Below are 23,241 nucleotides of genomic sequence, written 5' to 3' on the forward strand. Positions count from 1 at the left end.
TCTTTCGCTATTATAGGGGCTTCGCTTGGATCCAGAAACGCCAAAGCAAGAGATTGTTAAGGTTTGGCCATAGGAGCCGGCAAACCAGCGATCGCTGAGGCTGACTTGAGGGCTAGAACGCCGCAGCAGAGAGGGGTTAAGGTTGGCGTTCAGGCTGGCGTGATATCATTAAATTTTCCAACTGAACAACAAGGCTTCCCGATTAATTGCTTGGTAAAACACGCCCATGAGCTTTGCTGCTGATTCTTCTCGGATCATTCCCACTGAGTTGCGGGACGAAATTTCGCGCTCATACCTTGAATATGCCATGAGCGTCATTGTTGGGCGTGCCCTTCCCGATGCCCGCGATGGTCTCAAACCCGTACACCGCCGCATCCTTTATGCCATGCATGAGTTGGGGCTGACCAGCGATCGCCCCTTCCGCAAATGTGCCCGTGTGGTGGGGGAAGTGCTAGGGAAATATCACCCCCACGGCGATTCAGCGGTCTATGATGCCCTCGTGCGGATGGCGCAGGACTTTTCTATGCGTCACCCCCTCATTGATGGCCATGGCAACTTTGGCTCGATTGACAATGATCCGCCGGCCGCGATGCGCTACACCGAGTGTCGGCTGCAAGCCCTAGCCACAGAAGCCCTCTTACAGGACATCGAGCAGGAAACCGTTGACTTTGTTGATAACTTTGACGGCTCGCAGCAGGAACCCCTAGTTTTACCGGCGCGGATTCCCCAGTTGCTGCTCAATGGCACCTCTGGCATTGCCGTGGGGATGGCGACGAATATCCCGCCCCATAATTTGGGAGAACTGGTGGATGGGCTGGTGGCTCTTATCCATAACCCCCAGATTAGCGATCGCGAGCTAATGCGCTACATTCCGGGGCCAGATTTTCCCACTGGGGGGCATATCCTTGGCCAAGGGGGCATTGAAGAGGCCTATACCACCGGTCGCGGCTCGATGACGCTGCGGGCAGTGGCCACGATTGAAACCCTTGAAGCACCGGGTCGCCAACCCCGCGAGGCGATTATCGTGACGGAGTTGCCCTACCAAACCAACAAGGCAGCGCTGATGGAAAAAATGGCCGAGTTGGTCAACGAGAAAAAAATTGAGGGCATTGCCGATCTGCGGGATGAAAGCGATCGCGATGGCATTCGGGTGGTAATTGAGCTAAAGCGGGATGCCTACCCACGGGTGGTGCTCAACAATCTCTACAAGCAAACCCCCCTACAGGTGAATTTTGGCGCCAATATGCTGGCGATCGTCAACGGCGAGCCGCAATTGCTGACCCTCAAACGCAGTTTAGAGGTGTTCCTTAGTTTCCGTGAAGCGGCGATCGCCCGCCGTACCCGCTATGCCCTGCGCAAGGCTGAAGAACGGGATCACCTGCTCCAAGGGTTGCTGGTGGCGCTGGCCAATCTCGATGCCGTGATTCAACTCATTCGCAGTGCGAGTGACACGACCCTTGCTCGTCAGCAATTGATGCAAACCTATGCCCTCAGTGAAGCCCAAGCCGATGCCATTTTGCAGATGCAACTGCGACGCCTCACGGCCTTAGAGGCGGAAAAAATTGAGCGGGAGCACGCAGACCTTCAGCGGCAAATAGCCGATTATCGCGATATTTTGGCCAATCGCCAGCGGGTACTGGAGATTATTGAAAAAGAAGTCACCGACCTCAAGGCCAAGTTTGCCACGCCCCGCCGATCGCTGATTGTGCAAGCGGATGGCGAGATTAGCGACACCGATTTAATTGCCAACGATAAATCCGTCATTCTCGTTACCCAGCAGGGCTACATCAAGCGGATGCCCGTGGATACCTTTGAAGCCCAAAGTCGCGATGGGCGGGGACGCAAAGGGGCAGAGATTAAAGAGGATGATGCCGTTGAGCACTTCTTTAGCTGTAATGATCACGATCGCATTCTTTTCTTTAGCGATCGCGGTTTAGTCTATGCCTTGCCCGCCTACCAAATTCCCAGTGGCTCGCGCCAAGCCCGCGGCACCCCCATTGTCCAACTGCTGCCCATTCCCCGCGAGGAAAAAATTACCTCCGTCATTGCCGTCCAAGAGTTTAGGGAAGATGAGTATCTGGTGATGCTCACCCGCAAGGGCTTCATTAAGAAAACGGCGCTAGCGGCCTTTAGCAATATCCGCACCAATGGCCTGATTGCCATTTCCCTTGAGGAGGGGGATCAACTGCGGTGGGTGCGGCGTACCCGCGAAGAGGACACCATTATCATCGGCTCGCGGCAGGGCATGGCGATTCACTTTCGCGCCAGTCACGATCAACTGCGCCCCCTTGGCCGTGCCACGCGGGGGGTCAAATCCATGAGCCTGCGTCCGGGGGATGAACTAGTGGGGATGGATATTCTGCCGGCGGCGATCGCCAACCGTTTTGCTACCCCCCCGGAGGATGACAGTGCCGAGATGGAAGACGCTGAGGAGACGGTGGCTCAAACGGAAGGCCCTTGGGTACTGGTCATCACCACCAATGGCTACGGCAAGCGGGTACCCGTGCAACAGTTTCGGCTGCAAAACCGCGCCGGCATGGGCATTACCGCCACCAAATTCAAAGCCAAAAGTAACGAGGATCAACTGGCGGCTCTGCGGATTGTCAATGCCGAGGATGAATTGATGATTGTCACCAGTCGCGGCATCATTATTCGCCAAAAGGTGATGGATATTTCCTCGCAGTCGCGATCGGCCACGGGCGTCCGTCTGCAACGCCTAGATGAGGATGATGTGATTGTCACGGCAGCCGTCTTGCCCCCCGGTAGCATGGAGGCCGAGGAAGATTGAGCACCACCGCCTTTCTCACGGGTGCCAGTGGCTTTGTCGGTACCCATGTGGCACAAGTCCTTGCCGAGAGGGGGTATCGTGTCCGTGCCCTTGTGCGCCAACCGCAGCAGGCTGCCCATCTCAGGGCGTGGGATGTGGCGTTGGTGCAGGGGGATCTCCGCACCAGTGACTTAGTGCCCTTGATGCAAGGGTGCCAAGTGCTCTTCCATGTTGCCGCCCATTACAGTCTGTGGCGGCGCGATCGCCCCCTCCTCTATGCCGTCAATGTAGAGGGCACCCGTCGCATCTTAGCTGCTGCCCGTGAGGCTGGCATTGAGCGCACCGTTTACACCAGTTCCGTGGCCGCCATTGGTGTGGATCCCAGTGGCCAACCCACCACCGAAGCCTATCAAAGCCCCCCTGAAAAGCTGATTAGCGAGTACAAGCGCTCCAAGTACTGGGCAGAGCAGGTGGCTCACGAGGCGATCCGCCAAGGGCAAGATATTGTCATTGTCAATCCCAGTACCCCCATTGGCCCTTGGGATGCGAAGCCCACCCCCACTGGCGAGATGATCCTGCGTTTTTTGCGGCGACAGATGCCCTTTTATGTCAACACGGGGTTGAACCTGATCCATGTGCGGGATGTGGCGATCGGTCATCTCTTAGCCTTGGAAAAGGGCAAAACCGGTGAACGCTACATCCTTGGCCACCACAACCTCACACTGGCAGAAATTCTAGGACGCCTAGCCACGATGACTGGATTGCCGCGTCCCCTTGGCGAAATTCCTGTGGTGATTCCCCTCGTAGTAGCCTGGTTCGATGAAGTGGTGCTGGGGGCTTTGGGAAAACAACCAACCATCCCCGTTGACGGAGTGCGCATGGCACAGCAAAAAATGTTTTACGATGCCCGCAAAGCCGTGGCCGAATTGGGACTGCCCCAGACGCCGATTGAGGAGGCGCTCCGAGACGCCGTGACTTGGTACCGCGAGCACGGCTACTGCCCCTAGGGTTTGCGATATAGTTGAGGAATGGAAATTATGAAGTTTAGTTAAGAACTATGCTGGTTGCGCCCTTTACCTCGCAGTTGCCGCTTGTGGAAGAGACGCTTCATCGTGCCTACCAAGCCCTGCAATGGGGGAAAAATGTCTTTGCCATTGCCCACAAAACCCTGAGTAGCCGTCTTCTAAATACCGTTTTTCCCACCGAACCGCGGACGCAACCCCTGAGCCCTGAGTTACAAGCTTGGCTAAAAGAACGCTACGACGCCCTACTGGAGCAAGATTGGCAAGACGCTGCCGCGGGCTTCTACCCCCCTACCCTGCTGTTTGATGCGCCTTGGGAAGAATTCTTGCGCTTTTATCCTGTGCTCTGCCTTGACTTACTGCAAATGTGGCAGCGGGCGCGATCGCGCCAATTTCAGGAATTTGCCAAGGACGTGCGCCTTGAGGACTATCCGCAGTATTATCGCCAAAACTTCCACTACCAAACCGATGGCTACCTCAGTGAGACCTCGGCCAACCTCTACGATCTGCAAGTGGAGCTGCTCTTTGGCGGTACGGCAGATGCGATGCGGCGGCGCGTGATTGCTCCCATTGCCCAACATTTTGCCACTCATCCTCCTACGCCACCTGTACGCATTCTCGATGTTGCCTGTGGCACCGGTCGCACCCTAAAACAACTGCGCTATGGCTTCCCCAAAGCAGCCCTCTTTGGCATTGATTTGTCCCCTACCTACTTGCGCAAAGCCAACTCCCTACTGGCCACCCAGACCGGGGATTTGCCACAACTCATTCAAGGGAATGCCGAAAGCTTGCCCTACGTGGACAACTACTTTAGCGCCGTCACCTGTGTCTTTCTCTTCCATGAACTGCCCGCCCCAGTGCGCCAAAACGTGATCAATGAATGTGCCCGCGTTCTCCAGCCGGGGGGTGTCTTTGTCATCTGTGACTCGATTCAAGCCCTGGATTCCCCAGAGCAGCGCCCGATGATGGAAAACTTTGCCAACCTTTTCCACGAGCCCTTTTACCGGAATTACATTGAAGATGATCTCAACATCCGCTTAGAAAAAGCAGGCCTAGTGGTCAAAGAGGTGCAGCACCACTTTATGAGTAAGTATTGGGTGGCCGTTAAGCCTTCTTAGCCCAAAGGTACCAGTCCGCTACACTTTGTAACGGTGCCCACCTCCTGCGATGCGGGGCTGCTAGGCTGAACACAGTATGTCAAAATGTCTTTTCCCTGTGGCAGTCTGGAGGGTTAATTGATGGATGGGCTGGCATGGCAAGCGGAGTTTGTCTCTGGCTTGGCGGAAATCGATCAGGAACATCAGGCACTGCTGGCGATGTTACAGCAGTTACGCTCGGCGATCGCTGAGGGAGCAACCTTTTCGCAAGTGAAGCCGCAATTACTAGAGTGCGCCAGCGAAACAGAACGCCACTTCCAGCACGAAGAAACTCTGATGGCTGCTGCCAACCATCCCCTCTATCTCTCCCACCGTGCGGCTCACCAAAATCTGCTACGGGATTTGAGTGGGGTGCTTGAGCAGGTGCAGGGTCATCCCGAAAAGCTGACACCAGAGACGATTGAGGCGATTGGTGCTCTAGTCGTGCGCCATATTCGCGAAGAAGATCTGCCAATGCTCTACCTGCTCACCCATCCCGAGGAGCTAGCACAGCAACAAGCGGCTGAGTTGACGGCGGAAACTGCCTTTTAGATCTCGGGACTAACCACTGGTTTTGCGATGTTGGATGGCCGTTAAGCCACTGGTTTGCAGCAATTCACCACTCTCGACCACGGCATAGATCAGCGAGTGGTTGCCACAGTTCATGCGGGACTCTACCGTACATTCCAAATAGGCAAGGGCATCGAGCAAAATCGGGGCACCACTCTCAGCGCTTTTGAGGCCAAGGGTGGCTAATTGTTGCTCACCAAGGCGTTGTGCCTGCTGAAATTGGCGAACGAGGGGACTGCCTTCCTTGAGAATATTCAAGACAAAGCGATCGCCCACCAAGCAGAGGCTTTCTGCCCATTCCTGCGGCAAGGACACTGTGATACCGGGGGGATTAAACGAGGCTTGGGAGACCGACGACACCAAAATCGCTGCCGCTTGGGTGAGGTGAAAACACCCTTCCGGTAGGGTGGTCAGAACACACAGGGAACCCACGACCCGATTCACTGCCTGCTCGGTGCGATCCACCTGTGCCTCGACGAGACTGGGGGGGCGGACGGTGCGACTCTTGCGCAGTTTCTTCAGGGCTTGGGCAAACTCGTTGGCGGCAATTTGGCATTTTTCAAGATCGCTCGCCGTGGGGGTAAACTTCACCCGCAGCGTTTCAAAGCCAAGGGTATAACCAGCATCAAGCAACTTTTGTTCAATGTCATCAATGGCCTCACCACTCCAGCCGTAGGAGCCAAAGACCCCCGCCAGCTTGGTTTGGCTGCCCTCCGCCAAAATAAACCCCAAAGCGGTCTGCACCTGTGTCGGCATGTGTCCCCCTAGGGTGGGCGAGCCAATAATAAAGCCGTCGCTACTGTGGATCAGGGCTTGCATTTCTGCTGGGGGTGTGGTTTCACAGTTAATGGCCTCCACTTGCACACCGGCTGCCGTTAGGGCTTGGGCGATCGCGTTGGCTAGAATTGCTGTATTGCCATAGGCAGAGGCATAGAAAAGTGCTACCTTGGTGTCCTGTTCCGTTTGGGCTTGGCACCAGTCGCGATAGTCCTGAAAGAGGCGGCTACGGCTAAACTTGACGATCGGGCCGTGGGCGGGGGCATAGAGGCGCGGTGGCGGTGTCAGTTCTACCAAGCGATCCAAAATGCTTTCCACTTGGCGGGTTTGCGCCGCATGCAAACATTCAAAGTAGTAGGCACGATCCGCATCGAGTTTTTTCCACTGCTCATCGTAGAGGCTATCGCCACAGACATGGGCACCAAAGAGCTTATCGGTAAACACAATTTGATTCTGAGGATCAACGGTGATCAAGCCATCGGGCCAGCGGGGCGTAGCAGCAGCAATAAACTCCAGTTGGCGATCGCCCCCTAACTCTAGGGGTGTTTCCGCACGGGGAATCCAGAGATTCAATTGCTCGCCAAGGGTGGAGCGCAAGGTTACTGCCCCTGCCTTAGAGCAGACGATAATGATCTGGGGCGCTTTTTCCAGCAAAACCTTGACGGTCGCCAGACGGTTGGAGTTGACATGACTAAGAATCAGGTACCGCAGTTGACTCAGATCAATGTGCTGCTGGAGTTCCTGCAAATAAATTTGGGTAAAGGATTCCCCTGGCGGATCCAGCAGGGCGGGTTGGGGTGCTCGGATCAGGTAGGAATTGGAGGTGGTTCCCTGCTGACGGCCGTACTCCACTTCAAACTTCAGCCGATCCCAAGTGCGCGATCGCAAGACCAAAACCCCGGGCGCAATTTCTGCGACTTGAACATCACGGGGACGAGTTTCCGTGAGCATTGGACACCTCCTGAAAACCTATCTGCGGTACTGCTATCGAAAATATCGAAATAGCACTGCCACTATAACGTAGTTTAATCGCCTAGGGAATTACCAGTAAAATTTTTATTCTTGATCATTGATGTTTTATTTGATCATTTTTCAAATCGCAGGGTTATTAAAAAGGCTATTAAGTAATTGGAATTCAAGAAATTGGTTAACGCTTAAAAACTTTAATAATTTTTTTAATCTTATCAAATAAAGAGATTCAATATTATGGTTTTTAATCTTTGTTTTTATATTTGCTTTATAATACCAATTCAATTTGAAGATAGGGTTAATAAAGGCTGTGTAATAAATGACCAGCCCGTCAAAGAACGAATCACTGCCGTCGTCAGTTGTAACAATACAGCTTGCAGGTTTTGACGCAGGGCTTCCAGCGCCTCGAACGACTGCCATGCTCATGCTGCTCGCAGATTTTGCCACAACCGCTCCATGGGATTGACCTCGGGGGCAAACACAGGCACAACATTCCGTGGCTTCTTGAGTGATATTCATGAATTTTTGAGTATAGCTTATCCCTCTTGAAAATATCTCACTCCCTTTCGAAATAGCCATAGGTAACAACCAGCAGCTCGCTAATCTTACCGCGTTTGTGGCGATTGGAGTTGATCACACGGCTGGCCTTGAGTTCAATACAGTGCCAAGAGCGATACAGGTGCAGCATGGGTTCAACCCAAGCATTGCTAAGCATGACGTAGCATCCCCGTTGAGCCAACTCAGCGACAACGTTGGCCAGGGCAATCTGTTCTGCCTCGCCAAAGGGCTGATCAGTGTAACTGGTGAAGCTGGCTGTTTTAGAAAGAGGATAGTAAGGTGGATCAAAGTAGATAAAATCCCCCGCCGTTGCCCAAGTTAAGACCTCTTGAAAATCCGCCACACTCAATGTCACCTTTTGCAGAGCAAGGCTCGCTTGGCGCAGAGCCTCTGGATCAAAAATTTGGGGATTGCGATAACGACCCATGGGAACGTTGAACTGCCCGGCACGATTAACACGATAGAGGCCGTTAAAACAGGTTTTGTTCAGATAGATGAAGCGAGCTGCTCGCGTGAGGGGATCAAGTTGCTGCTGATCTAAGCTACGAATGTGGTAGTAAAAAGCTTCGCTGTGCTGTTGGCGATATGCCGTGAGTTCTTGAATTAAGTCCTCCACGCGATCGCGCACAATTTGGTAGCAGTTCATTAGTTCAGGGTTGCGATCGCTCAACCGCACCTGCTGAAACTGAAATTCCCCCTGTTGGGCTTGGCCAAAGAGATACCAGTAGAGCGCTGCACTGCCACAAAACGGCTCAGCATAACAGCGACATTGATGGGGTAAATAGGGAGCCATTTGGCTCAACAATTGCGACTTGCCCCCCGCCCACTTGAGAAATGGCTTCGGGCTGAGGATCGTTGTTGTCCCCACTAGACCGGTGGAAACAGGATGAACAACAGTCCCTGCTGCCCCACGAGCAATTCCCGTAGGAGCGTGACAATACCCACCCAGATAATGGGACTAATATCCACTCCCCCAAGGGGCGGCACAACGCGGCGAGTTGGTGCCAGCACAGGCTCTGAAAGCCAGTAAATCACTTTCAATGGCCCTTGGGTGAGGTTAATCTGGGGGTACCACGTGAGGACAATCCGCACCAGAAAGATCAGGGTAAAAATGGCGAGGATGATTCCCAGTACCCAATTGATGACAATAACCACAGGCATTGGCATCGCTTACACTATCCCAAATCATTATCCCAAAAAATGATCAAGGGCAGCTTTAAGTTCTGCGAGTTCCTGATCAATGCGTCCCTCTTGAGCGGCACGAGTCACACATTCATTCAAATGCTCATCGAGAATCAGCCGTGCCACCCGATCCAACGCTCCCCGCACTGCGGCAATTTGAATCAGTACCTCTGGGCAAGGGCGACTATCCTGCACCATCGTTTTGATACCACGCACGTGCCCTTCAATGCGCGAGAGCCGATTGACGATCGCCCGCAGCGATTCCTCACTGTGATGATGGGGATGGGAATGCAGGGAAGGAGAAGAATGGGAATGGAATTCAGTGCTCACGGCAAATAGTCCTAAACAATCAGTACAACAATCAACCTATTCAACAAAATATTCAACAGATTAGGAACTAGGGTTGTGTTGCTCCCTGTTGAAAATAATTTCTTAAATTCACTAAGCGTTGGCGATTCATAGCCGCCGGTTGTTGGCGCTGAGCAGGGCTGAGAACTTGTTGGACTTCTAAAGCAGCCGCAAAATGTGTTCGTTGCACCATCTCCCGTAAGCTCATCACCAATGCCGCCGCTCAAACGCTTGGTCTAGCCGCTTCAAGACTTGCTGCAATGCTTGGGCGTTAACCGACGCTAAATCAGGGTTGAACTGCTTTGCTTCAGTCAATCGTTGGCACTGCACGTTGAAGCTGGGGTAAGGGGCATCCGCTGGGATGATGTACTCGCTACGCACAGAGCAGGCATTGACTGGACATTTGCGCGAAGCAATCCAGTCTTTGCGTTCCCTCAGCGGATCATTCCAAACTTGGCGACACACGTCTAGATCGTGGTCGATCTGCTTGGCCTGCTGCTGGGTTAGTTTGAGTTTGTACTCGTACGTCAGGGTGAGCATGAGTGCATTATAGCGATTAGTCACGCCCGATGTTCGGTGCTAGCTCAATATATCCAGCAACAAGCTGAGATTGAGTGACTGCTCCCTGCGGTCGCCCGCCGCCTCACCACCTAACCGCTTTGCGGTATAGACGGAGCACTGCGGCGAATTTTGGTAGCAAACTTGCTAGCTGCACTTGGTTTTGGCCATGAATGTGACGGCTTTTTCCTAAATTTTCAAGTGGGCGTTTGCCTTGGGCGTCACTCCCGTAACTGTTGTCCCTAGGGAAGTCGTGATAGTATCGGGACACATCCCCCGCAGGATTCAGTGGACGAACCAACGTGACAGAACCAATTTTTTGGTTGGCGGTGTCACTGGTATTAGTGGCCGTATGCTTGGCAGCCGTTCTGGTTGCTGCGATTCCGGCGTTTATGGAATTGGCACGGGCGGCGCGCAGTGCCGAAAAGCTCTTTGATACCTTGGGGCGTGAATTGCCCCCTACCCTAGAAGCAATTCGCTTGACAGGTCTAGAGATTAGCGATCTCACCGACGACATTAGCCAAGGGGTAGAAAGTGCAGGCAATGTCGTCAAGCAGGTGGATCAAGGAATTGCAGCGGCAAAACGCCAAGTTCAAGAGGCGAAAGTGACCACCCGTAGTGTTTTTGCCGGGGTAAAAGCCGCATGGCAAACGTGGAATCGTCCCAGTCGCAAACCTTCGCGGTTGCCGCCGAGTCAATTGTCACCGCCGCCCGAGCGATCGCCCCAAGAACGCCGTGAGCAGGCCAAGGAAAGCTGAATCATCCCTTGGCGTAGAGTCGCCACTGGCTCAGCCCCTAGCTTGAGTTGATACTCCGTGGTTAAGAGAATCTGCAAACAGGCTTGAAGGGCCGGCAAAGCAACAGCGTTCACTTCTTTTTGCAGGAAATAGACCCGTTTCGGATTTCCCACTTCGGCGAGCTTGGCAATGCGTTGATGGTCGCGCTCATGGCTGAGCAACTTGACCCACAACCAGGTGCGAAATTGTTTCGTCAGGGTGGCCAAAAGGCGCAAGGGGGGTTCATTTTGGAGTAGCAAGTCCTCCAGTTGGCTCAGGGCAGTGGCTGTGTCTCCCCGCAGCAGCGTACTGGCAAGGGTGAGGCTACTTTGTTGGGTGGCATGAACAAGGGTGGTGATGTCTTCAGCGGTAAGGGGGCGATCGCCCGCAAACAAGGCCAATTTTTCTAATTCATTGTGGAGTTGGCGACTGTCATTGCCCACGGCTTCGGCAAGCAGTTGTATTCCTTCTGGGGGCAGGCGGACTGGATAGCGTTGAGTCGCCTCACGGATTTGCTGTTCAATCTCAGCGGTTTTCCAAGCGGCAATCGGACTAAATTCCTGAATCTTGCCATGCTGTTGCAGCAGCTTGACGGCTTTACTGCGGCTGTCGGGTTTTTGGCGACTGGTAAGAAGAAAATGACAGTTCGGGGGAATTTGTGGCAAGGTGAGTTCTAAATCTGCGAGTAGTTCCGCACTACAGCGTTGACCTAGCGTTGTATTCACTAGCCACACCAAGCGATCGCCTTCTCCAAAGGGCGGCGTCATCACCTGCGCCAACGCGGCTTGAACGGCCTCAGCATCCTCCCCAGCAAATTTTTCGAAGTTAAAACTCTCCCACAGGGGATCGACCACTTGTTGCCGTAGGTCTTTCACGGCCTGCTCGAGTCGGAATTGATCCTCCCCCCAATAGAAGTAAACGGGCATGATGCGGAAATTTTCCCTTATCCACTAGGATAAAGACATTGTGGCGGAGACTTTAAGGAAATGTTGCACTCTTGTTCCCGATGGCCATCCCGCCTTTTGGCGCTGGGTACACTGGGGGTAGGGTTAGCAATCGCTCCCCTCTTCTGGCAGCCCGCAGACTCCCAAGAAACGCCTTCCCAAGCACTTACCATTTTGGCCGATGTGCAGCAGGCGAATGCCGTCACAGGCGTGATCACGGCACGGGGCAATGTGCAACTGCGTTATCCCGCCCGCCAAATTCAGGCCACGGCGGCACAAGCACAATACTTTAGCCGGGAGGGGCGCATTGTCCTCAGTGGGAATGTGTATGTTTTGCAACAGGGGAACAGTCTCCGCGCTGACACCATCACATATCTTATTGAGGAAGCAAAATTTGTCGCTCTGCCCGCCCCCAGCCGCCAAGTCGAATCTATTTTAATGATCCCCGATGACCCTAACCAACAAATTCTTACACCTGTGCAGCCCTAATGGGCGGTTTGCGCTACCGACCACGCTTCGCCTAGAGGGGGTATGTAAACGGTATGGCAGTCGTTGGGTGGTGGATCACGTCAGTCTCTCGGTGGCTCGCGGAGAGGTGGTGGGTCTGCTGGGGCCCAATGGTGCAGGGAAAACGACAACCTTTTACATGGCAACGGGGATTGAACGACCGGATGATGGCCGAGTATGGCTGGATGATGAGGATATTACCCAAGCTCCCTTACATCAGCGAGCACGGCGGGGCATTGGCTATCTGCCCCAAGAACCGAGTATCTTTCGCCAGTTGACGGTTGCTGAAAATATTCTCTTGGTTTTAGAGGAGACGGGAGTGCCGCGGCGGCAGTGGCGCGATCGCTTGGATCAACTACTCACGGAATTCCGCCTCACCCACATTGCCCACACCCTCGGTCGGCGAGTCTCAGGGGGAGAACGGCGGCGCACCGAATTAGCCCGTGCCTTGGCAGCAGGTAAGCAAGGCCCCAGTTTTTTACTGCTCGATGAACCCTTTGCGGGCGTGGATCCCATTGCCGTGCATGACCTCCAGGACATGATTGCCAAGCTGCGCGATCGCCAAATGGGCATTCTCATTACCGATCACAATGTGCGGGAAACGCTGGAAATTATTGACCGCGCCTACATTTTACGGGAAGGGCAGATTTTAGCCGCAGGGAATAGCTGGGAATTGGCCCAGGATGCCAAAGTGCGGCAATACTACCTCGGTGAGGATTTTCGCTTCTAGACATGATCAGAGCACTGCGGCGGATCTGGTTGCCGACCCTTCCCAAGTTAGATCAGTATCTTCTCTCGCTACTGCTGCCGGGGTTTGTTTTTGGCGTTACAATCTTTACCACTTTGGCGCTGACCGTCGGCACGATTTTTGATCTGGTGCGACAAATTGCCGATGCTCAACTGCCCCTAACGATTTTGCTGCAATTGATTGGCTATCAACTGCCCAGCGTCTTGGTCTTGGTGTTTCCGATGGCCGTGTTGCTCGCGGTTGTGGGGGCGATGAGTCGGCTCTCAGAGGAGGGGGAGTGGATTGCGCTGCGCAGTGTGGGGATTTGTCTGCGCCGTGTCCTCGTCCCTGTGGTGGTTTTTGCATTGTTTGTGAGTGGGTTGACCCTTGCGCTCAATGAAATCGCCGTACCCATCGCCAAGTATGAATCGCAAAAACTCATGCGGGAGTTACTGCAACAGGAGCGTACCCTCGGCTCAGGCACCGATATTTTCTACCCTGAGTACGATCGCCAAGGAGATGTGCGGCGACTGTATTATGGGCATCGCTTTGATGGCAGCCGCATTCAGGGAATCACGGTTTTGGACTTTTCACAACCACAGGTGACTCAGGTCATTAGCGCTGAATCCGCTGAGTGGAATGTGCGTGAGAGTCGCTGGTTACTCTCTCAGGGGGTAGCCTATTTGATTACCCACACGGGAGTCAGCCGCAATCTCTTGCAATTTGATCAACAGGAGATCCGCTTGCCGCGGCCTGCCCAATCTCAACAACTGCGGCCAACAGATGTGGATGAACTCTCGATCACCCAAGCACGCCGTGCCCTGCAACGTCTCGATCCCAATCAAGAGCCAGAACTGGTGCGTGCCCTCAAGGTTCATCTGGCTCAGGCCTATGCCCAACCCTTCTTGGCGGTGGTCTTTGCCCTTTTGGGGGTGGGGTTTGGCCTCAGTCCCTCCCAACGACGGGGGCGCCAAGGATTTGGCATTAGTGTGGCAGTGGTGTTTGGTCAGTACGTGCTCACGTTTTTTCTCGGTGCACTGGGGACGATTGGCACCCTCTCCCCCCTTGCAGCAGCGTGGTTGCCCCACGGTATTGGCTTGGTGGTGGCGATCGCCCTACTGTGGCGCGCGGATCGTAGCTAGAGAGGTATGATGAAAAAAGTGCTGATTGCTGATCCATGCCGCAAACGTTTGATCTTCACGTTGTTGAGACGCGACCCTTGTTGACGCCTGCTACCCTGCTGGCGGATTTACCGCTGACCGAATCCCAAGCCACCCTTGTGGCCACAACCCGCGATCGCATTCGTGACATTTTTAAGGGGCGCGATCGCCGACTGCTGGTCATTGTGGGGCCTTGTTCAATTCACGATGTCAAGGCAGCCTTGGAATACGGGGAAAAGTTGGCGCGGCTGCGCGATCGCCTGCGGGATAGTCTTGAAATTGTCATGCGGGTTTATTTTGAAAAACCCCGCACCTCTGTAGGCTGGAAAGGGCTGATCAACGATCCGCACCTCGATGGCAGCTATGATATCAACACCGGCTTACGCCTCGCACGGAAGCTGCTGCTGGATTTGGCCAACTTGGGGATGCCCGCCGCTACAGAATTGCTCGATCCAATCATTCCCCAGTACATTGCTGACGTTGTGAGTTGGACCGCCATTGGTGCTCGTACGACGGAAAGCCAAACCCACCGTCAAATGGCGTCGGGTCTCTCGATGCCCGTAGGCTTCAAAAATGGCACCGATGGTCACTTAGATTCCGCAATTAATGCCATGATCGCGGCACAGCAGTCACACCATTTTCTGGGAATTAATGCTGAAGGCCGTGCCAGTATTGTTGCCACCACTGGGAATCCCGATACTCACCTTGTACTGCGCGGCGGCAAAGAGGGCCCTAACTATTCTGCCGCTCACATCGAAATGGCGGCTGCCCTCCTAGAGCGTAAGGGACTCACCCCCCGCCTGATGGTGGATTGCAGCCATGCCAACGCTGCCAAAGATGCCCAACGCCAAGTGCTAGTGTGTGAAAATCTTGCCCAGCAGGTACAGCAAGGTTCCCGTTATTTGGCGGGTGTGATGATCGAGAGCCATCTCAAGGCGGGTAATCAACCGATTCCCAAGGATCTCTCGCAGTTGGTCTATGGTCAAAGTATCACCGATCCCTGCGTGGACTTTGCGACAACAGTAACGATGCTCGAACAATTGGCTAGTGCGGTGGGGTCACAACTGGTTGCCAGATAACTGAATCGCCTATTGTAGCAGGGGAAGCTAGTTACTTGCCCCTTGGGAAGGTAGATTCAATGAAAAGAACTCTTCCTCATTTTTGAGGATGTGAAAGACCTTATCCATGCTCGTGAGTTCAAAGAGCATCATCATCTGCTTGGGAATATTGCATAGGTAAAGCTGTCCCCCACCTGCCCGGACGGTTTTTAGGGCAACAACAAGAGCGCCTAAGCCAGAACTGTCAATGAAGGTGACCTCACCACAATCCAGCAATAGGGCTTGAGTCCCCCCTTGAACCAGCTCACCAATGGTTTGACGAAATTCCTGAGCTTGGGGGCCACCAAAGACCCCAGACAGCTTAATCACTTCGACAGTATTAGCCATAACAGGATGATGGAAAGGAGTTCCCCGCTAGTATACAGCCTTTTTTTCACCGAGATTCGTCACGCGACCAACCCATAACCGCCCTTTGCTGGGTTCCAGAGATGGGGTGCTCTGTGAAATTTTGTGGAGTGAGCGTAACAGGCCGTAGTAGTCATAGTAGGCTTAACTCTAGCCGTTGAGAAATTTTTAGGACGATAACTCATGGTGCAACGTGGTTCTAAAGTCAAGATTCTCCGCCCTGAATCCTACTGGTACAACGAAGTGGGCACCGTCGCCTCTGTGGATCAAACCCCCGGCGTCAAATATCCTGTGATTGTGCGCTTCGACAAAGTCAATTACACCGGCTACAGCGGCAGTGCCAGCGGTGTGAACACCAATAACTTTGCGCTGCACGAAGTGCAAGAAGTGGCTCCGCCCAAAAAAGGTAAATAGTTTCTCAGACCGTGCCGGAATTACCGGAAGTTGAAACCGTACGTCGTGGGCTAGAGGTGGTCACCCTTGGGCAACCCATTGTGGGGGTGGAGGTGCTTCTAGCCCGTTCTATTGCGCTTCCTGAAGAGCCGCAAGCGTTTATTGATCACCTGCGCGATCGCGCCCTGCAACAATGGCAACGGCGCGGCAAGTATCTTTTAGCCACCCTAGATGACGGCAGCCACCTCGTCATTCATCTGCGCATGAGTGGTCAGTTACTGTGGCTCACTGATCCGGTGCCCCTTTGTTCCCATACCCGTGTACGCTGGTTTTTCGCAACGGGGGCGGAACTCCGCTTTGTGGATCAACGGACGTTTGGTCGCTGTTGGTGGATTCCTGCACACTGCCGCCCCGAAACGGCGATTCCCACACTGGCCAGCTTGGCACCAGAACCCCTGAGTGAGGCCTTTACAGTTTGGTTCTTGGCGGAGCGGTTGGTGCATTATCGTCGCGCGCTAAAAACGGCACTTTTGGATCAAACCGTTGTTGCCGGCATGGGGAATATCTATGCCGATGAAAGTCTTTTCTTGAGTGGTCTGCACCCCGCCCTACCCACCTACACCCTAACGATTGAGCAGATCGTTCACCTCCATCAGGTGATTCGCCAAGTGCTGAGGGAAGCGATTGCAGCGGGCGGTACGACAATTCGTAGCTTCGTCACTCCGGCGGGGGTGAATGGTCGCTATGGGGGTCAAGCATGGGTCTATGGTCGCAAGGGGGAAGCCTGCCGCGTCTGTGGCACAACGATTGAACGGCTGCGCTTGGCAGGACGCTCCAGTCACTATTGTCCCCGCTGTCAGCCGCTGTCTTCCGCAATGGGCAAATAAAGGGTGAGAATTTCGCCCGCTTGGCGATCGCGCCGTTGAATGACCTTAGCGCCGACTGCTTCTATTAAGAGTTTTGCCGCCTGAAAGTTGAGACTCAGTTGGCCGGTTGCGGGATGCCACAGGAGCAGGTGCCCCAAGGCGGCCAGATCGCTGCGGTGTTTGTACTGGGGCGATCGCAATTCTAGCTTCACGTGCTGCCCTGCCCGCTGCACCACCAATTTCAGTTCACTCTCTGGGGCAAGGGTTTGGCTATAGTATTCCACTAACCCAGTCAAGACCTGATCCAAAGACGCTGGATCACTGAGAACAAGGGGTAAATTGGGCGGATAGTCGAGAACCAATTTGACTTGACGACGCGCCGCCTGTTTTTGCCAGCGAGCCAAGTTGGTCGTGAAGAGTTCCGTCAAGTGGGTTTGCCCAAACGCAAGGGGGGGTTTGGGGCTAGGACTAGTGAAGATTTCGGCGGCATCACTCAGGAGATTAAAGCGGGTGATTTGATCCTGAATCTCTTGACCAATCTTTTGCAGATACTGGTACGTGCGCTGCGGTAGATTCTCTTGCCGTTGTAGCAATTGGATAAAGGTATTGATGGTGGTGAGGGGAGTGCGCACCTCGTGGGAAAGGGCTTGCAGCAGGCTAATATCCGCAGCCATGGGGGTAGAAGTCACAGTCAGGGGCGTGGCCGCCGGTTGACTATAGTCCAGCAGCCATTGAGCAAACTGACTCACCAAACGATAGCTGGGGGGCACCATCTCGACACTGGCCAGCCACTGATCAATGGGGTGGAGATTGGCTAAGGGAAGTTGCTGCCGCAATTGCTGCCAAAAAGCATGAATTTCCTCAGGGGCAAAGGAAAAGTGCAGTCCGCGCTCCCCTTGATAGATCAGTAAAAGATTGACCTCTGGACTCAGAAGCAGGCAAAAGGGATTCATGCCTTCTCGCGCTGCGGGCAAAAGGGTCATTGCTGGCAAAGCAGGATTGGCGTCTGTAGGGGGCAGGTAGGGCAGCGATCGCCCTTGGGGCATGAGGACATAGGTTTTTAGGGGACAATCTTGAAGAATGAGGCTGGGGAAGGAAACTAAAAAGCCCTCAATGGGATGCGTGACTGCCAATAATCTTTCTAAGGCAGCAACCCCCGCTTGCCACTGCCAAAAGCGATCGCCAGCACGGGTATCATACCGATCAATGGTGGAATGAGAGCGTCCCATAGCAGCCGATGCAACGTCCCCAACTGCCTTGACCATAGCCCCAATAATTCCAATCTGCCTAGGAGTAAAACCGTACTTAGGCAGGGATGATGCCGTACAGGTCGTAAATATCAGCAGCAGTAATCTTCACGGGGACAATTGTGCCCAAGGTGGCTCTTCCCTTCACATAGACCACACCATCAACATCGGGGGCAAATCGGGGCGATCGTCCAATCAATTCCCCAGTTTGTGGGTTTTCCTGCTCAATGAGCACAGGTACGGTTTTGCCCACTTCAGCAGCATTTTTGCGCTGGGCAATGGGTTGTTGCAGTTGCATCAGGCGATCGCGCCGCGCCATTTTGATTTCCTCTGGAACCTGATCCGGCAGATCATAGGCGGCAGTCCCTTCCTCGGCGGAGTAGGCAAAGACCCCCACATGGTCAAATTCATGGCGCTGCACAAACTGGCAGAGATGCTCAAAGTGGCTCTCGGTTTCCCCCGGAAAGCCGACAATAAAGGTCGTGCGCATCACTGCTTCGGGTAAGTCCTGCCGTAGCCGTTCAATCAGGCGATCGTTCACCCCCGCTTGCCAAGGCCGATTCATCGCCCGCAGCACCTCTGGGTGGGAATGTTGCAACGGCAAATCCAGATAGGGCAAGATATTGGGGGTTTCTCGTATCGCTGCAATCACCTCAGGCGTTAGCCCCGTAGGATAGGCGTAATGCAACCGAATCCAAGGTACATCCACCTCCCCAAGGGCACGGATCAGCGCCGCGAGTTGGGGTTGACCATAGAGATCAATGCCATAGTTGGTGGTAATTTGCGAAACAATAATGATTTCTTGGACGCCCTCGCTGGCGAGTTGATGGGCTTCCTTAACAATGGATTCAATGGAGCGCGATCGCTGGTTGCCCCGCAGATGGGGAATGATACAAAAGGCACAGCGATAGTCACAGCCCTCAGCAATCCGCAGATAGGCCACCGGTTCCGGCGTGGTGCGGTAGCGAGGAACGGTTTCATCGGCAATGTAGGTGGGCACAGCACTAATTTGTTGCACCCGCTCACCCGTTTCTACCCGCTCAATCACCTCAACAATGTGCTGGTAATCGCCACTGCCAACGACGGCCACCGCCTCAGGAAGCTCCGCCAAGAGTTCCCCTTGAAAATGCTGCGCTAAGCAGCCTGTGATCACAATCTTCTTATTGGCTTCTGCCAGTTCTACCAGTGTGCGCACCGACTCTTCGCGGGCGGCTTGGATAAAGCTACAGGTATTGACAATAACGTAGTCGGCTTCGGTTTCATCGGTACCCACCCCATAGCCCGCTGCCGCCAGCAGGCCAATCATGTGCTCCGTATCCACGCGGTTCTTATCACAGCCAAGGTGGGCAAAGGCAATTTTCGGTTTGGTTGGGTTTGGCATCTAAACGGGTCAGCACCATCTAACAGTAGGGGGTAATATCTTCACCACACTCGTCGGCCAAATAGCTGAGCGAGCGGAAGCGCAACCCCACTAATTGATCATAAAGGGGATTGAGTTTACAGAGGGGGGGAATATGGACAATCTTGCGACCAAAAAGGGTAATGTCGCGCTCAAAGGGGCATTGAGGGGGAATCAGGCGGCAGAGAAAGCGAGCCACCTTGGCATCTTTGACCTCTAAACCATCCAGCCAGTGGCGCACGGGATCCAATAGGCGCAGGGTTTGTTCATTGCTCTCGTGCTGACCATCAAGGGTGTGCTTCAGGGACTCAAGGGCAGCAATTTCCAGTCCCAAGGCGTTGCAAAAGCGTTGCAGTTCGGCATCCTCTGGTTGGGAGTAAATGCCATTGGCAAGCGCCACCATCACGGCTGTACGCACGAAATTTTCCGCAAGGGCGCGATCGCCGCCAAAGGTGGCCACCAGTTCTTCATTAGTGACTGGAGCAAAATGTTCAAGATCTATTTCTGGGGCAATTTCCTCGCGAATCAGGCTCGCAATCAGTTGCTTCTCTTCGGGATCAAAGTGACCATCGGCGCCGGCAATGCTCAAGAGACCCTTAATCCAAATGGCCGTTTGTTCCGGTGTCAGTTCTAGGGTAGATGCTGCGGTGGTTGCCATAGAGATTGCCCCAAGATTGCTGCTCACTACGACTGTACTCTAGGTCTGGGTCCTTCGTGCCATCCTGAAGGACGGATAAAATCCTTGCTACAATTGACGAAGTTTTGTTAAGCACTGTGTCCCGTCCTTGACTGTTTCGCTGTTGCCCTCCACCTGCTCAACCCCTTGGTATGCCCTTGATCCCATTTGGCAGGGGGATGCGGCGGCGATCGCCCAAGGATTACCTCATGATCTTTTAGCGCCGGCGTGGCAAATCCTGATTCTTGGGGATGGCTCCCCCACCCGCCACTTGCAACTGCTGACGGGTGAAACCACGGAAGTGGACGTGATTGATATGTCCGCCATTGGCCATGCCAGCGATCGCGCCCCGGCGCAACTGCAACTCATTCCCGGCCCGCGGCTGCGGCGTCAAGTGTGGCTACGCACCGCTTCAGGTCAACGTTTGGCCTACGCCACCTCTTGGTGGGAAGCTGCCCATGTGGATGAGTATTTGCAAAACCGTGCCATGCCCATTTGGACGAACCTCGCCCAACGCAAGGTGGAGCTTTATCGCGACATTCAGGCGGTGTATCTCGGGCACTCTGAAACCTTGGCGGCAGCCTTTGGCGAGGCGGGGCCTTTTTGGGGGCGGCATTATCTCTTTTGGCACGATCGCCGTCCCATTACGCTGATTTATGAAGTCTTTTCGCCCTACCTCTGCCGCTACCTTGGTCCGATGGGAAGTACGGCCTATTTGGCAAATTCAGGCTCAACATTAGCCTAAAGCGGCTGCCTCCGTAACGTTTTGTAAATATAATATGAACAGCTTTTTGTCCCCCTAGGGGGTTGCGTTCATCTTCGTCAGTTAGGGTAGCGTCATTCATGCGAGTTGCAATTGCCGGTGGTGGCTTAGCGGGCTTAGCTTGCGCCAAGTATCTAGTGGATGCAGGACATACCCCCATGGTGTTTGAGCGTGCCAATGTCCTTGGTGGCTTGGTGGCGGCATGGCAGGATGCCGATGGGGATTGGGTGGAAACAGGCTTGCACGCCTTTTTTGGTGCCTACCCCAATATGCTGCAACTCCTAGCGGAATTGGGGATTAGCGATCGCCTGCAATGGAAACGCCATGCCCTGATTTTTAACCAACCGGAAAAGCCGGGGGTGCTCTCGTGGTTTGATGTTCCCGATATTCCTGCGCCTTTTAATGTACTGCTCTCCATTTTGCGCAACAACGATATGCTGACGTGGGAGCAGAAATTCCGCTTTGCCTTGGGGCTGTGGCCAGCGATCGTGCGCGGCCAAAAATACGTCGAGGCAATGGACAAGTACACCCTCCTCGAATGGCTGCAACGCCAAGGGATTGATGAGCGGGTAAACTCCGACATTTTTATTGCGGCCTCAAAGGCACTGACCTTCCTGAACCCCGATGAGGTCTCGGCCACGATTCCCCTGACGGCGATGAACCGCTTTCTGCGGGAACGCTATGGTTCAAAAATTGCCTTCTTGGATGGGGCACCCCCCGAACGGTTGTGTCAGCCCATTGTGGATTATGTGACCGCGCGGGGCGGTGAAGTGCACACCAATGTGGCTCTGCGGGAGATTGTCCTCAATGAGGATCTCTCGGTGCAGTCCTTTGTCATGGCCGATCGCGAGGGACAACAGCGCTTTGAAGTCACAGCGGATGCCTATGTCTCAGCAATGTCGGTGGATGCCATTAAACTGCTGCTGCCGAAGCCGTGGCAAGACCTATCCTTTTTCCAGAAACTCAATGGCCTCGAAGGCGTCCCGGTGATTAACGTCCAAATCTGGTTTGATCGCAAATTGCCGACAGTGGATCATCTCCTCTTCTCGCGATCGCCCCTGTTGAGTGTTTATGCCGACATGAGCGAAACCTGCAAGGGCTATGCCGATCCCGACAAGTCAATGCTAGAGCTGGTATTGGCGCCTGCTGCGGAGTGGATTGGCCGCAGCGATGAGGAGATTGTTGAGGCGACCCTTGCGGAACTGGCCAAACTCTTCCCCAATCACCTACCGGAACCTGCTAAAGTGCTGAAAACGGCGGTGGTGAAAACCCCCCGCTCAGTCTATAAAGCCACCCCCGGTCGCCAAGCCTTTCGTCCGGATCAGGCCACACCCATTCCCAACTTCTTCCTTGCGGGGAGCTACACGATGCAGCCCTACCTAGGGAGTATGGAAGGTGCGGTACTTTCTGGTAAGCTGACAGCGCAGGCGATCGCGAAGCGGCTCGCAGAGAGCAACGCCCCGCAGCCCCCTAAAACCTCTATTCAAACTGCCGCCAATGCTGCAACTGCCTAGAGCCGAGTACGTCCCTCCCCTGATTTCCCTCGACGAGGCCTACGAGTTGTGTCGTCAGGTCACTGCCGCCTATGCCAAGACGTTTTACCTCGGCACGCTGTTGATGCCCCCCGCCAAGCGCCGCGCCATTTGGGCAATTTACGTCTGGTGTCGGCGCACCGATGAACTGGTGGATGGCCCCCAAGCCGCAACGACAACCATGGCCACCCTTGATGAGTGGGAAGCGCGCCTTGAGGATATTTTTGCTGGACGTCCCCACGATGGCATGGATTTAGCTCTAACGGCAACGCTGGAACAGTACCCCCTCGACATCCAGCCCTTTCGGGACATGATTGCTGGCCAGCGGATGGACTTGCACCGCAGTCGCTATGAAACCTTTGCTGAATTGGAACTCTATTGCTACCGCGTTGCCGGTACCGTCGGCCTCATGTCCCTTGAGGTGATGGGGGGAAACCCCTACAGCGATCGCCTGTGTTCCCCTTGGGTGGATCCCTATCAGGCTAAAGGTACCCTCAAGGATCAAGCCATTGCCCTTGGCATTGCCAATCAACTGACCAATATCCTGCGGGATGTGGGCGAAGATATGCGGCGGGGGCGGATTTATCTGCCCTTAGAGGACTTGGCTGCCTTTAACTACACCGCAGAAGACTTGCAGCGGGGAGTGATTGACGATCGCTGGCGGGCATTGATGCGCTTTCAAATTCAGCGGGCACGGCAATTTTATCGGGAAGCCGAAGTGGGGGTGGCTTACCTAGAGCGGGATGCCCGTTGGCCCGTGTGGTCGGCATTGATGCTCTATCGCCAGATTCTTGATGTCATCGAAGCCAACGATTACGATGTCTTTAATCGGCGCGCTTTTGTCTCTGATTGGCGCAAGCTGCTGTTTATCCCTATTTCTTGGTTCAAGGCCAGCTTCTAG

Annotated in this window: 25 protein-coding genes and 1 pseudogene; 14 read left to right on the plus strand and 12 right to left on the minus strand. The window is 54.2% G+C overall.

From position 1 onward, the window contains the following. Positions 1 to 226 precede the first annotated feature (226 nt). The 4 genes from gyrA to RHJ80_RS02610 all read left to right on the plus strand — a co-directional run bounded on the left by gyrA (position 227) and on the right by RHJ80_RS02610 (position 5,477). Positions 227 to 2,788 (plus strand): DNA gyrase subunit A, encoded by a 2,562-nt coding sequence (gene gyrA, locus RHJ80_RS02595; RefSeq protein ID WP_310801407.1) that lies wholly within the window; start codon positions 227 to 229, stop codon positions 2,786 to 2,788. Next, on the plus strand, positions 2,785 to 3,774 hold the full coding sequence (hpnA, locus tag RHJ80_RS02600) for a hopanoid-associated sugar epimerase (RefSeq protein WP_310801408.1): 990 nt from the start codon (positions 2,785 to 2,787) through the stop codon (positions 3,772 to 3,774). The genes gyrA and hpnA overlap by 4 nt, the downstream gene beginning before the upstream one ends. Positions 3,775 to 3,824: 50 nt before the next feature. Further along, positions 3,825 to 4,907 (plus strand): class I SAM-dependent methyltransferase, encoded by a 1,083-nt coding sequence (locus RHJ80_RS02605; protein ID WP_310801409.1) that lies wholly within the window; start codon positions 3,825 to 3,827, stop codon positions 4,905 to 4,907. Between the two features lie 120 nt (positions 4,908 to 5,027). After that, positions 5,028 to 5,477 carry a hemerythrin family protein gene (locus tag RHJ80_RS02610; RefSeq protein ID WP_206200947.1) on the plus strand — a complete coding sequence of 150 codons (450 nt, stop codon included), beginning with the start codon at positions 5,028 to 5,030 and terminating at the stop codon, positions 5,475 to 5,477. A gap of 9 nt (positions 5,478 to 5,486) precedes the next feature. Here RHJ80_RS02610 and RHJ80_RS02615 read toward each other — a convergent pair whose 3' ends face one another. The 7 genes and pseudogenes from RHJ80_RS02615 to RHJ80_RS02645 all read right to left on the minus strand — a co-directional run. Beyond that, positions 5,487 to 7,223 (minus strand): diflavin flavoprotein, encoded by a 1,737-nt coding sequence (locus tag RHJ80_RS02615; RefSeq protein WP_310743335.1) that lies wholly within the window; start codon positions 7,221 to 7,223, stop codon positions 5,487 to 5,489. Between the two features lie 141 nt (positions 7,224 to 7,364). Then, positions 7,365 to 7,820, minus strand: a complete 456-nt coding sequence (locus tag RHJ80_RS02620) for a hypothetical protein (protein WP_310744057.1) — start codon at positions 7,818 to 7,820, stop codon at positions 7,365 to 7,367. Next, a complete protein-coding gene (locus tag RHJ80_RS02625) occupies positions 7,798 to 8,667 on the minus strand; it encodes a DNA adenine methylase (protein WP_310437981.1) in 870 nt (289 codons plus the stop codon). The genes RHJ80_RS02620 and RHJ80_RS02625 overlap by 23 nt, the downstream gene beginning before the upstream one ends. Then, a complete protein-coding gene (locus RHJ80_RS02630; RefSeq protein WP_315863358.1) occupies positions 8,667 to 8,960 on the minus strand; it encodes a YggT family protein in 294 nt (97 codons plus the stop codon). Before RHJ80_RS02630 ends, RHJ80_RS02625 begins: the two co-directional genes overlap by 1 nt. Positions 8,961 to 8,987: 27 nt before the next feature. Continuing rightward, positions 8,988 to 9,311 carry a metal-sensing transcriptional repressor gene (locus RHJ80_RS02635; RefSeq protein ID WP_310744059.1) on the minus strand — a complete coding sequence of 108 codons (324 nt, stop codon included), beginning with the start codon at positions 9,309 to 9,311 and terminating at the stop codon, positions 8,988 to 8,990. Positions 9,312 to 9,378: 67 nt separating this feature from the next. Further along, positions 9,379 to 9,522, minus strand: a complete 144-nt coding sequence (locus RHJ80_RS02640; protein ID WP_310801410.1) for a hypothetical protein — start codon at positions 9,520 to 9,522, stop codon at positions 9,379 to 9,381. Between the two features lie 29 nt (positions 9,523 to 9,551). Then, positions 9,552 to 9,869, minus strand: a pseudogene (locus RHJ80_RS02645) (helix-turn-helix domain-containing protein); the annotation flags it as partial. Positions 9,870 to 10,189: 320 nt separating this feature from the next. On the opposite strand from RHJ80_RS02645, the gene RHJ80_RS02650 reads away from it, so the two are divergent. Then, positions 10,190 to 10,645: a hypothetical protein gene (locus RHJ80_RS02650; protein ID WP_206200953.1), complete on the plus strand. Its 456-nt coding sequence runs from the start codon at positions 10,190 to 10,192 to the stop codon at positions 10,643 to 10,645. Here the strand turns inward: RHJ80_RS02650 and holA are convergent. Further along, entirely contained in the window at positions 10,582 to 11,589 is a 1,008-nt protein-coding gene (gene holA, locus RHJ80_RS02655) for a DNA polymerase III subunit delta (protein WP_302678780.1), read from the minus strand. The two genes, RHJ80_RS02650 and holA, sit on opposite strands and share 64 nt — an antisense overlap. Before the next feature lie 60 nt (positions 11,590 to 11,649). Between holA and RHJ80_RS02660 the strand changes: the two genes are divergently transcribed. The 4 genes from RHJ80_RS02660 to RHJ80_RS02675 are packed head-to-tail and all read left to right on the plus strand — an operon-like array spanning position 11,650 to position 15,080. After that, the gene (locus RHJ80_RS02660) at positions 11,650 to 12,096 is read left to right on the plus strand and encodes an LptA/OstA family protein (protein WP_302677271.1); all 447 of its coding nucleotides are present in this window, start codon (positions 11,650 to 11,652) and stop codon (positions 12,094 to 12,096) included. Beyond that, complete coding sequence (lptB, locus tag RHJ80_RS02665; RefSeq protein ID WP_302677272.1) at positions 12,056 to 12,844, plus strand: LPS export ABC transporter ATP-binding protein; 789 nt, start codon at positions 12,056 to 12,058, stop codon at positions 12,842 to 12,844. Before RHJ80_RS02660 ends, lptB begins: the two co-directional genes overlap by 41 nt. Positions 12,845 to 12,846: 2 nt before the next feature. Continuing rightward, a complete protein-coding gene (locus RHJ80_RS02670) occupies positions 12,847 to 13,983 on the plus strand; it encodes an LptF/LptG family permease (protein ID WP_206200956.1) in 1,137 nt (378 codons plus the stop codon). A 35-nt stretch (positions 13,984 to 14,018) separates the two neighbouring features. Continuing rightward, positions 14,019 to 15,080 carry a 3-deoxy-7-phosphoheptulonate synthase gene (locus tag RHJ80_RS02675; RefSeq protein ID WP_206200957.1) on the plus strand — a complete coding sequence of 354 codons (1,062 nt, stop codon included), beginning with the start codon at positions 14,019 to 14,021 and terminating at the stop codon, positions 15,078 to 15,080. Between the two features lie 27 nt (positions 15,081 to 15,107). On the opposite strand, the gene RHJ80_RS02680 is transcribed toward RHJ80_RS02675, so the two are convergent. Beyond that, the gene (locus RHJ80_RS02680) at positions 15,108 to 15,446 is read right to left on the minus strand and encodes an STAS domain-containing protein (RefSeq protein ID WP_206200958.1); all 339 of its coding nucleotides are present in this window, start codon (positions 15,444 to 15,446) and stop codon (positions 15,108 to 15,110) included. 201 nt (positions 15,447 to 15,647) lie between these two features. Here RHJ80_RS02680 and RHJ80_RS02685 point away from each other — a divergent pair, with 201 nt between their 5' ends. Both RHJ80_RS02685 and RHJ80_RS02690 read left to right on the plus strand, forming a co-directional pair. Continuing rightward, positions 15,648 to 15,878, plus strand: a complete 231-nt coding sequence (locus tag RHJ80_RS02685; protein ID WP_011057407.1) for a photosystem I reaction center subunit IV — start codon at positions 15,648 to 15,650, stop codon at positions 15,876 to 15,878. 11 nt (positions 15,879 to 15,889) lie between these two features. Next, entirely contained in the window at positions 15,890 to 16,744 is an 855-nt protein-coding gene (locus tag RHJ80_RS02690) for a DNA-formamidopyrimidine glycosylase (RefSeq protein WP_206200959.1), read from the plus strand. Here RHJ80_RS02690 and RHJ80_RS02695 read toward each other — a convergent pair. The 3 genes from RHJ80_RS02695 to RHJ80_RS02705 form a co-directional block, all read right to left on the minus strand. Then, entirely contained in the window at positions 16,714 to 17,952 is a 1,239-nt protein-coding gene (locus RHJ80_RS02695; protein ID WP_302678781.1) for a sensor histidine kinase KdpD, read from the minus strand. The genes RHJ80_RS02690 and RHJ80_RS02695 overlap by 31 nt on opposite strands. A gap of 76 nt (positions 17,953 to 18,028) precedes the next feature. Next, the gene (rimO, locus tag RHJ80_RS02700; protein ID WP_310744061.1) at positions 18,029 to 19,351 is read right to left on the minus strand and encodes a 30S ribosomal protein S12 methylthiotransferase RimO; all 1,323 of its coding nucleotides are present in this window, start codon (positions 19,349 to 19,351) and stop codon (positions 18,029 to 18,031) included. Between the two features lie 19 nt (positions 19,352 to 19,370). After that, positions 19,371 to 20,027 (minus strand): Mo-dependent nitrogenase C-terminal domain-containing protein, encoded by a 657-nt coding sequence (locus RHJ80_RS02705; protein ID WP_310453236.1) that lies wholly within the window; start codon positions 20,025 to 20,027, stop codon positions 19,371 to 19,373. A gap of 127 nt (positions 20,028 to 20,154) precedes the next feature. Between RHJ80_RS02705 and RHJ80_RS02710 the strand changes: the two genes are divergently transcribed. The 3 genes from RHJ80_RS02710 to RHJ80_RS02720 all read left to right on the plus strand — a co-directional run bounded on the left by RHJ80_RS02710 (position 20,155) and on the right by RHJ80_RS02720 (position 23,241). Continuing rightward, the gene (locus RHJ80_RS02710) at positions 20,155 to 20,790 is read left to right on the plus strand and encodes a chorismate lyase (protein ID WP_302678784.1); all 636 of its coding nucleotides are present in this window, start codon (positions 20,155 to 20,157) and stop codon (positions 20,788 to 20,790) included. Between the two features lie 98 nt (positions 20,791 to 20,888). Continuing rightward, a complete protein-coding gene (gene pds / locus RHJ80_RS02715; protein ID WP_206200964.1) occupies positions 20,889 to 22,322 on the plus strand; it encodes a 15-cis-phytoene desaturase in 1,434 nt (477 codons plus the stop codon). After that, positions 22,306 to 23,241, plus strand: a complete 936-nt coding sequence (locus RHJ80_RS02720; RefSeq protein WP_206200965.1) for a phytoene synthase — start codon at positions 22,306 to 22,308, stop codon at positions 23,239 to 23,241. The genes pds and RHJ80_RS02720 overlap by 17 nt, the downstream gene beginning before the upstream one ends.

It is taken from the genome of Thermosynechococcus sp. QS41 (genome assembly GCF_031583515.1).
GTDB lineage: Bacteria > Cyanobacteriota > Cyanobacteriia > Thermosynechococcales > Thermosynechococcaceae > Thermosynechococcus.

Bases quoted from the DNA above. Each gene is read 5' to 3' on its own strand.
- RHJ80_RS02640 (WP_310801410.1), bottom strand. From the start codon at position 9,522: ATGGTGCAACGAACACATTTTGCGGCTGCTTTAGAAGTCCAACAAGTT.
- RHJ80_RS02610 (WP_206200947.1), top strand. From the start codon at position 5,028: ATGGATGGGCTGGCATGGCAAGCGGAGTTTGTCTCTGGCTTGGCGGAA.
- RHJ80_RS02675 (WP_206200957.1), top strand. From the start codon at position 14,019: ATGCCGCAAACGTTTGATCTTCACGTTGTTGAGACGCGACCCTTGTTG.
- RHJ80_RS02630 (WP_315863358.1), bottom strand. From the start codon at position 8,960: ATGCCTGTGGTTATTGTCATCAATTGGGTACTGGGAATCATCCTCGCC.
- gyrA (WP_310801407.1), top strand. From the start codon at position 227: ATGAGCTTTGCTGCTGATTCTTCTCGGATCATTCCCACTGAGTTGCGG.
- RHJ80_RS02705 (WP_310453236.1), bottom strand. From the start codon at position 20,027: ATGGCAACCACCGCAGCATCTACCCTAGAACTGACACCGGAACAAACG.
- RHJ80_RS02660 (WP_302677271.1), top strand. From the start codon at position 11,650: ATGTTGCACTCTTGTTCCCGATGGCCATCCCGCCTTTTGGCGCTGGGT.
- RHJ80_RS02685 (WP_011057407.1), top strand. From the start codon at position 15,648: ATGGTGCAACGTGGTTCTAAAGTCAAGATTCTCCGCCCTGAATCCTAC.
- RHJ80_RS02620 (WP_310744057.1), bottom strand. From the start codon at position 7,820: ATGGCTATTTCGAAAGGGAGTGAGATATTTTCAAGAGGGATAAGCTAT.
- RHJ80_RS02680 (WP_206200958.1), bottom strand. From the start codon at position 15,446: ATGGCTAATACTGTCGAAGTGATTAAGCTGTCTGGGGTCTTTGGTGGC.
- RHJ80_RS02605 (WP_310801409.1), top strand. From the start codon at position 3,825: ATGCTGGTTGCGCCCTTTACCTCGCAGTTGCCGCTTGTGGAAGAGACG.
- RHJ80_RS02720 (WP_206200965.1), top strand. From the start codon at position 22,306: ATGCTGCAACTGCCTAGAGCCGAGTACGTCCCTCCCCTGATTTCCCTC.
- RHJ80_RS02670 (WP_206200956.1), top strand. From the start codon at position 12,847: ATGATCAGAGCACTGCGGCGGATCTGGTTGCCGACCCTTCCCAAGTTA.
- lptB (WP_302677272.1), top strand. From the start codon at position 12,056: ATGACCCTAACCAACAAATTCTTACACCTGTGCAGCCCTAATGGGCGG.
- RHJ80_RS02615 (WP_310743335.1), bottom strand. From the start codon at position 7,223: ATGCTCACGGAAACTCGTCCCCGTGATGTTCAAGTCGCAGAAATTGCG.
- holA (WP_302678780.1), bottom strand. From the start codon at position 11,589: ATGCCCGTTTACTTCTATTGGGGGGAGGATCAATTCCGACTCGAGCAG.
- RHJ80_RS02695 (WP_302678781.1), bottom strand. From the start codon at position 17,952: ATGGGACGCTCTCATTCCACCATTGATCGGTATGATACCCGTGCTGGC.
- rimO (WP_310744061.1), bottom strand. From the start codon at position 19,351: ATGCCAAACCCAACCAAACCGAAAATTGCCTTTGCCCACCTTGGCTGT.
- pds (WP_206200964.1), top strand. From the start codon at position 20,889: ATGCGAGTTGCAATTGCCGGTGGTGGCTTAGCGGGCTTAGCTTGCGCC.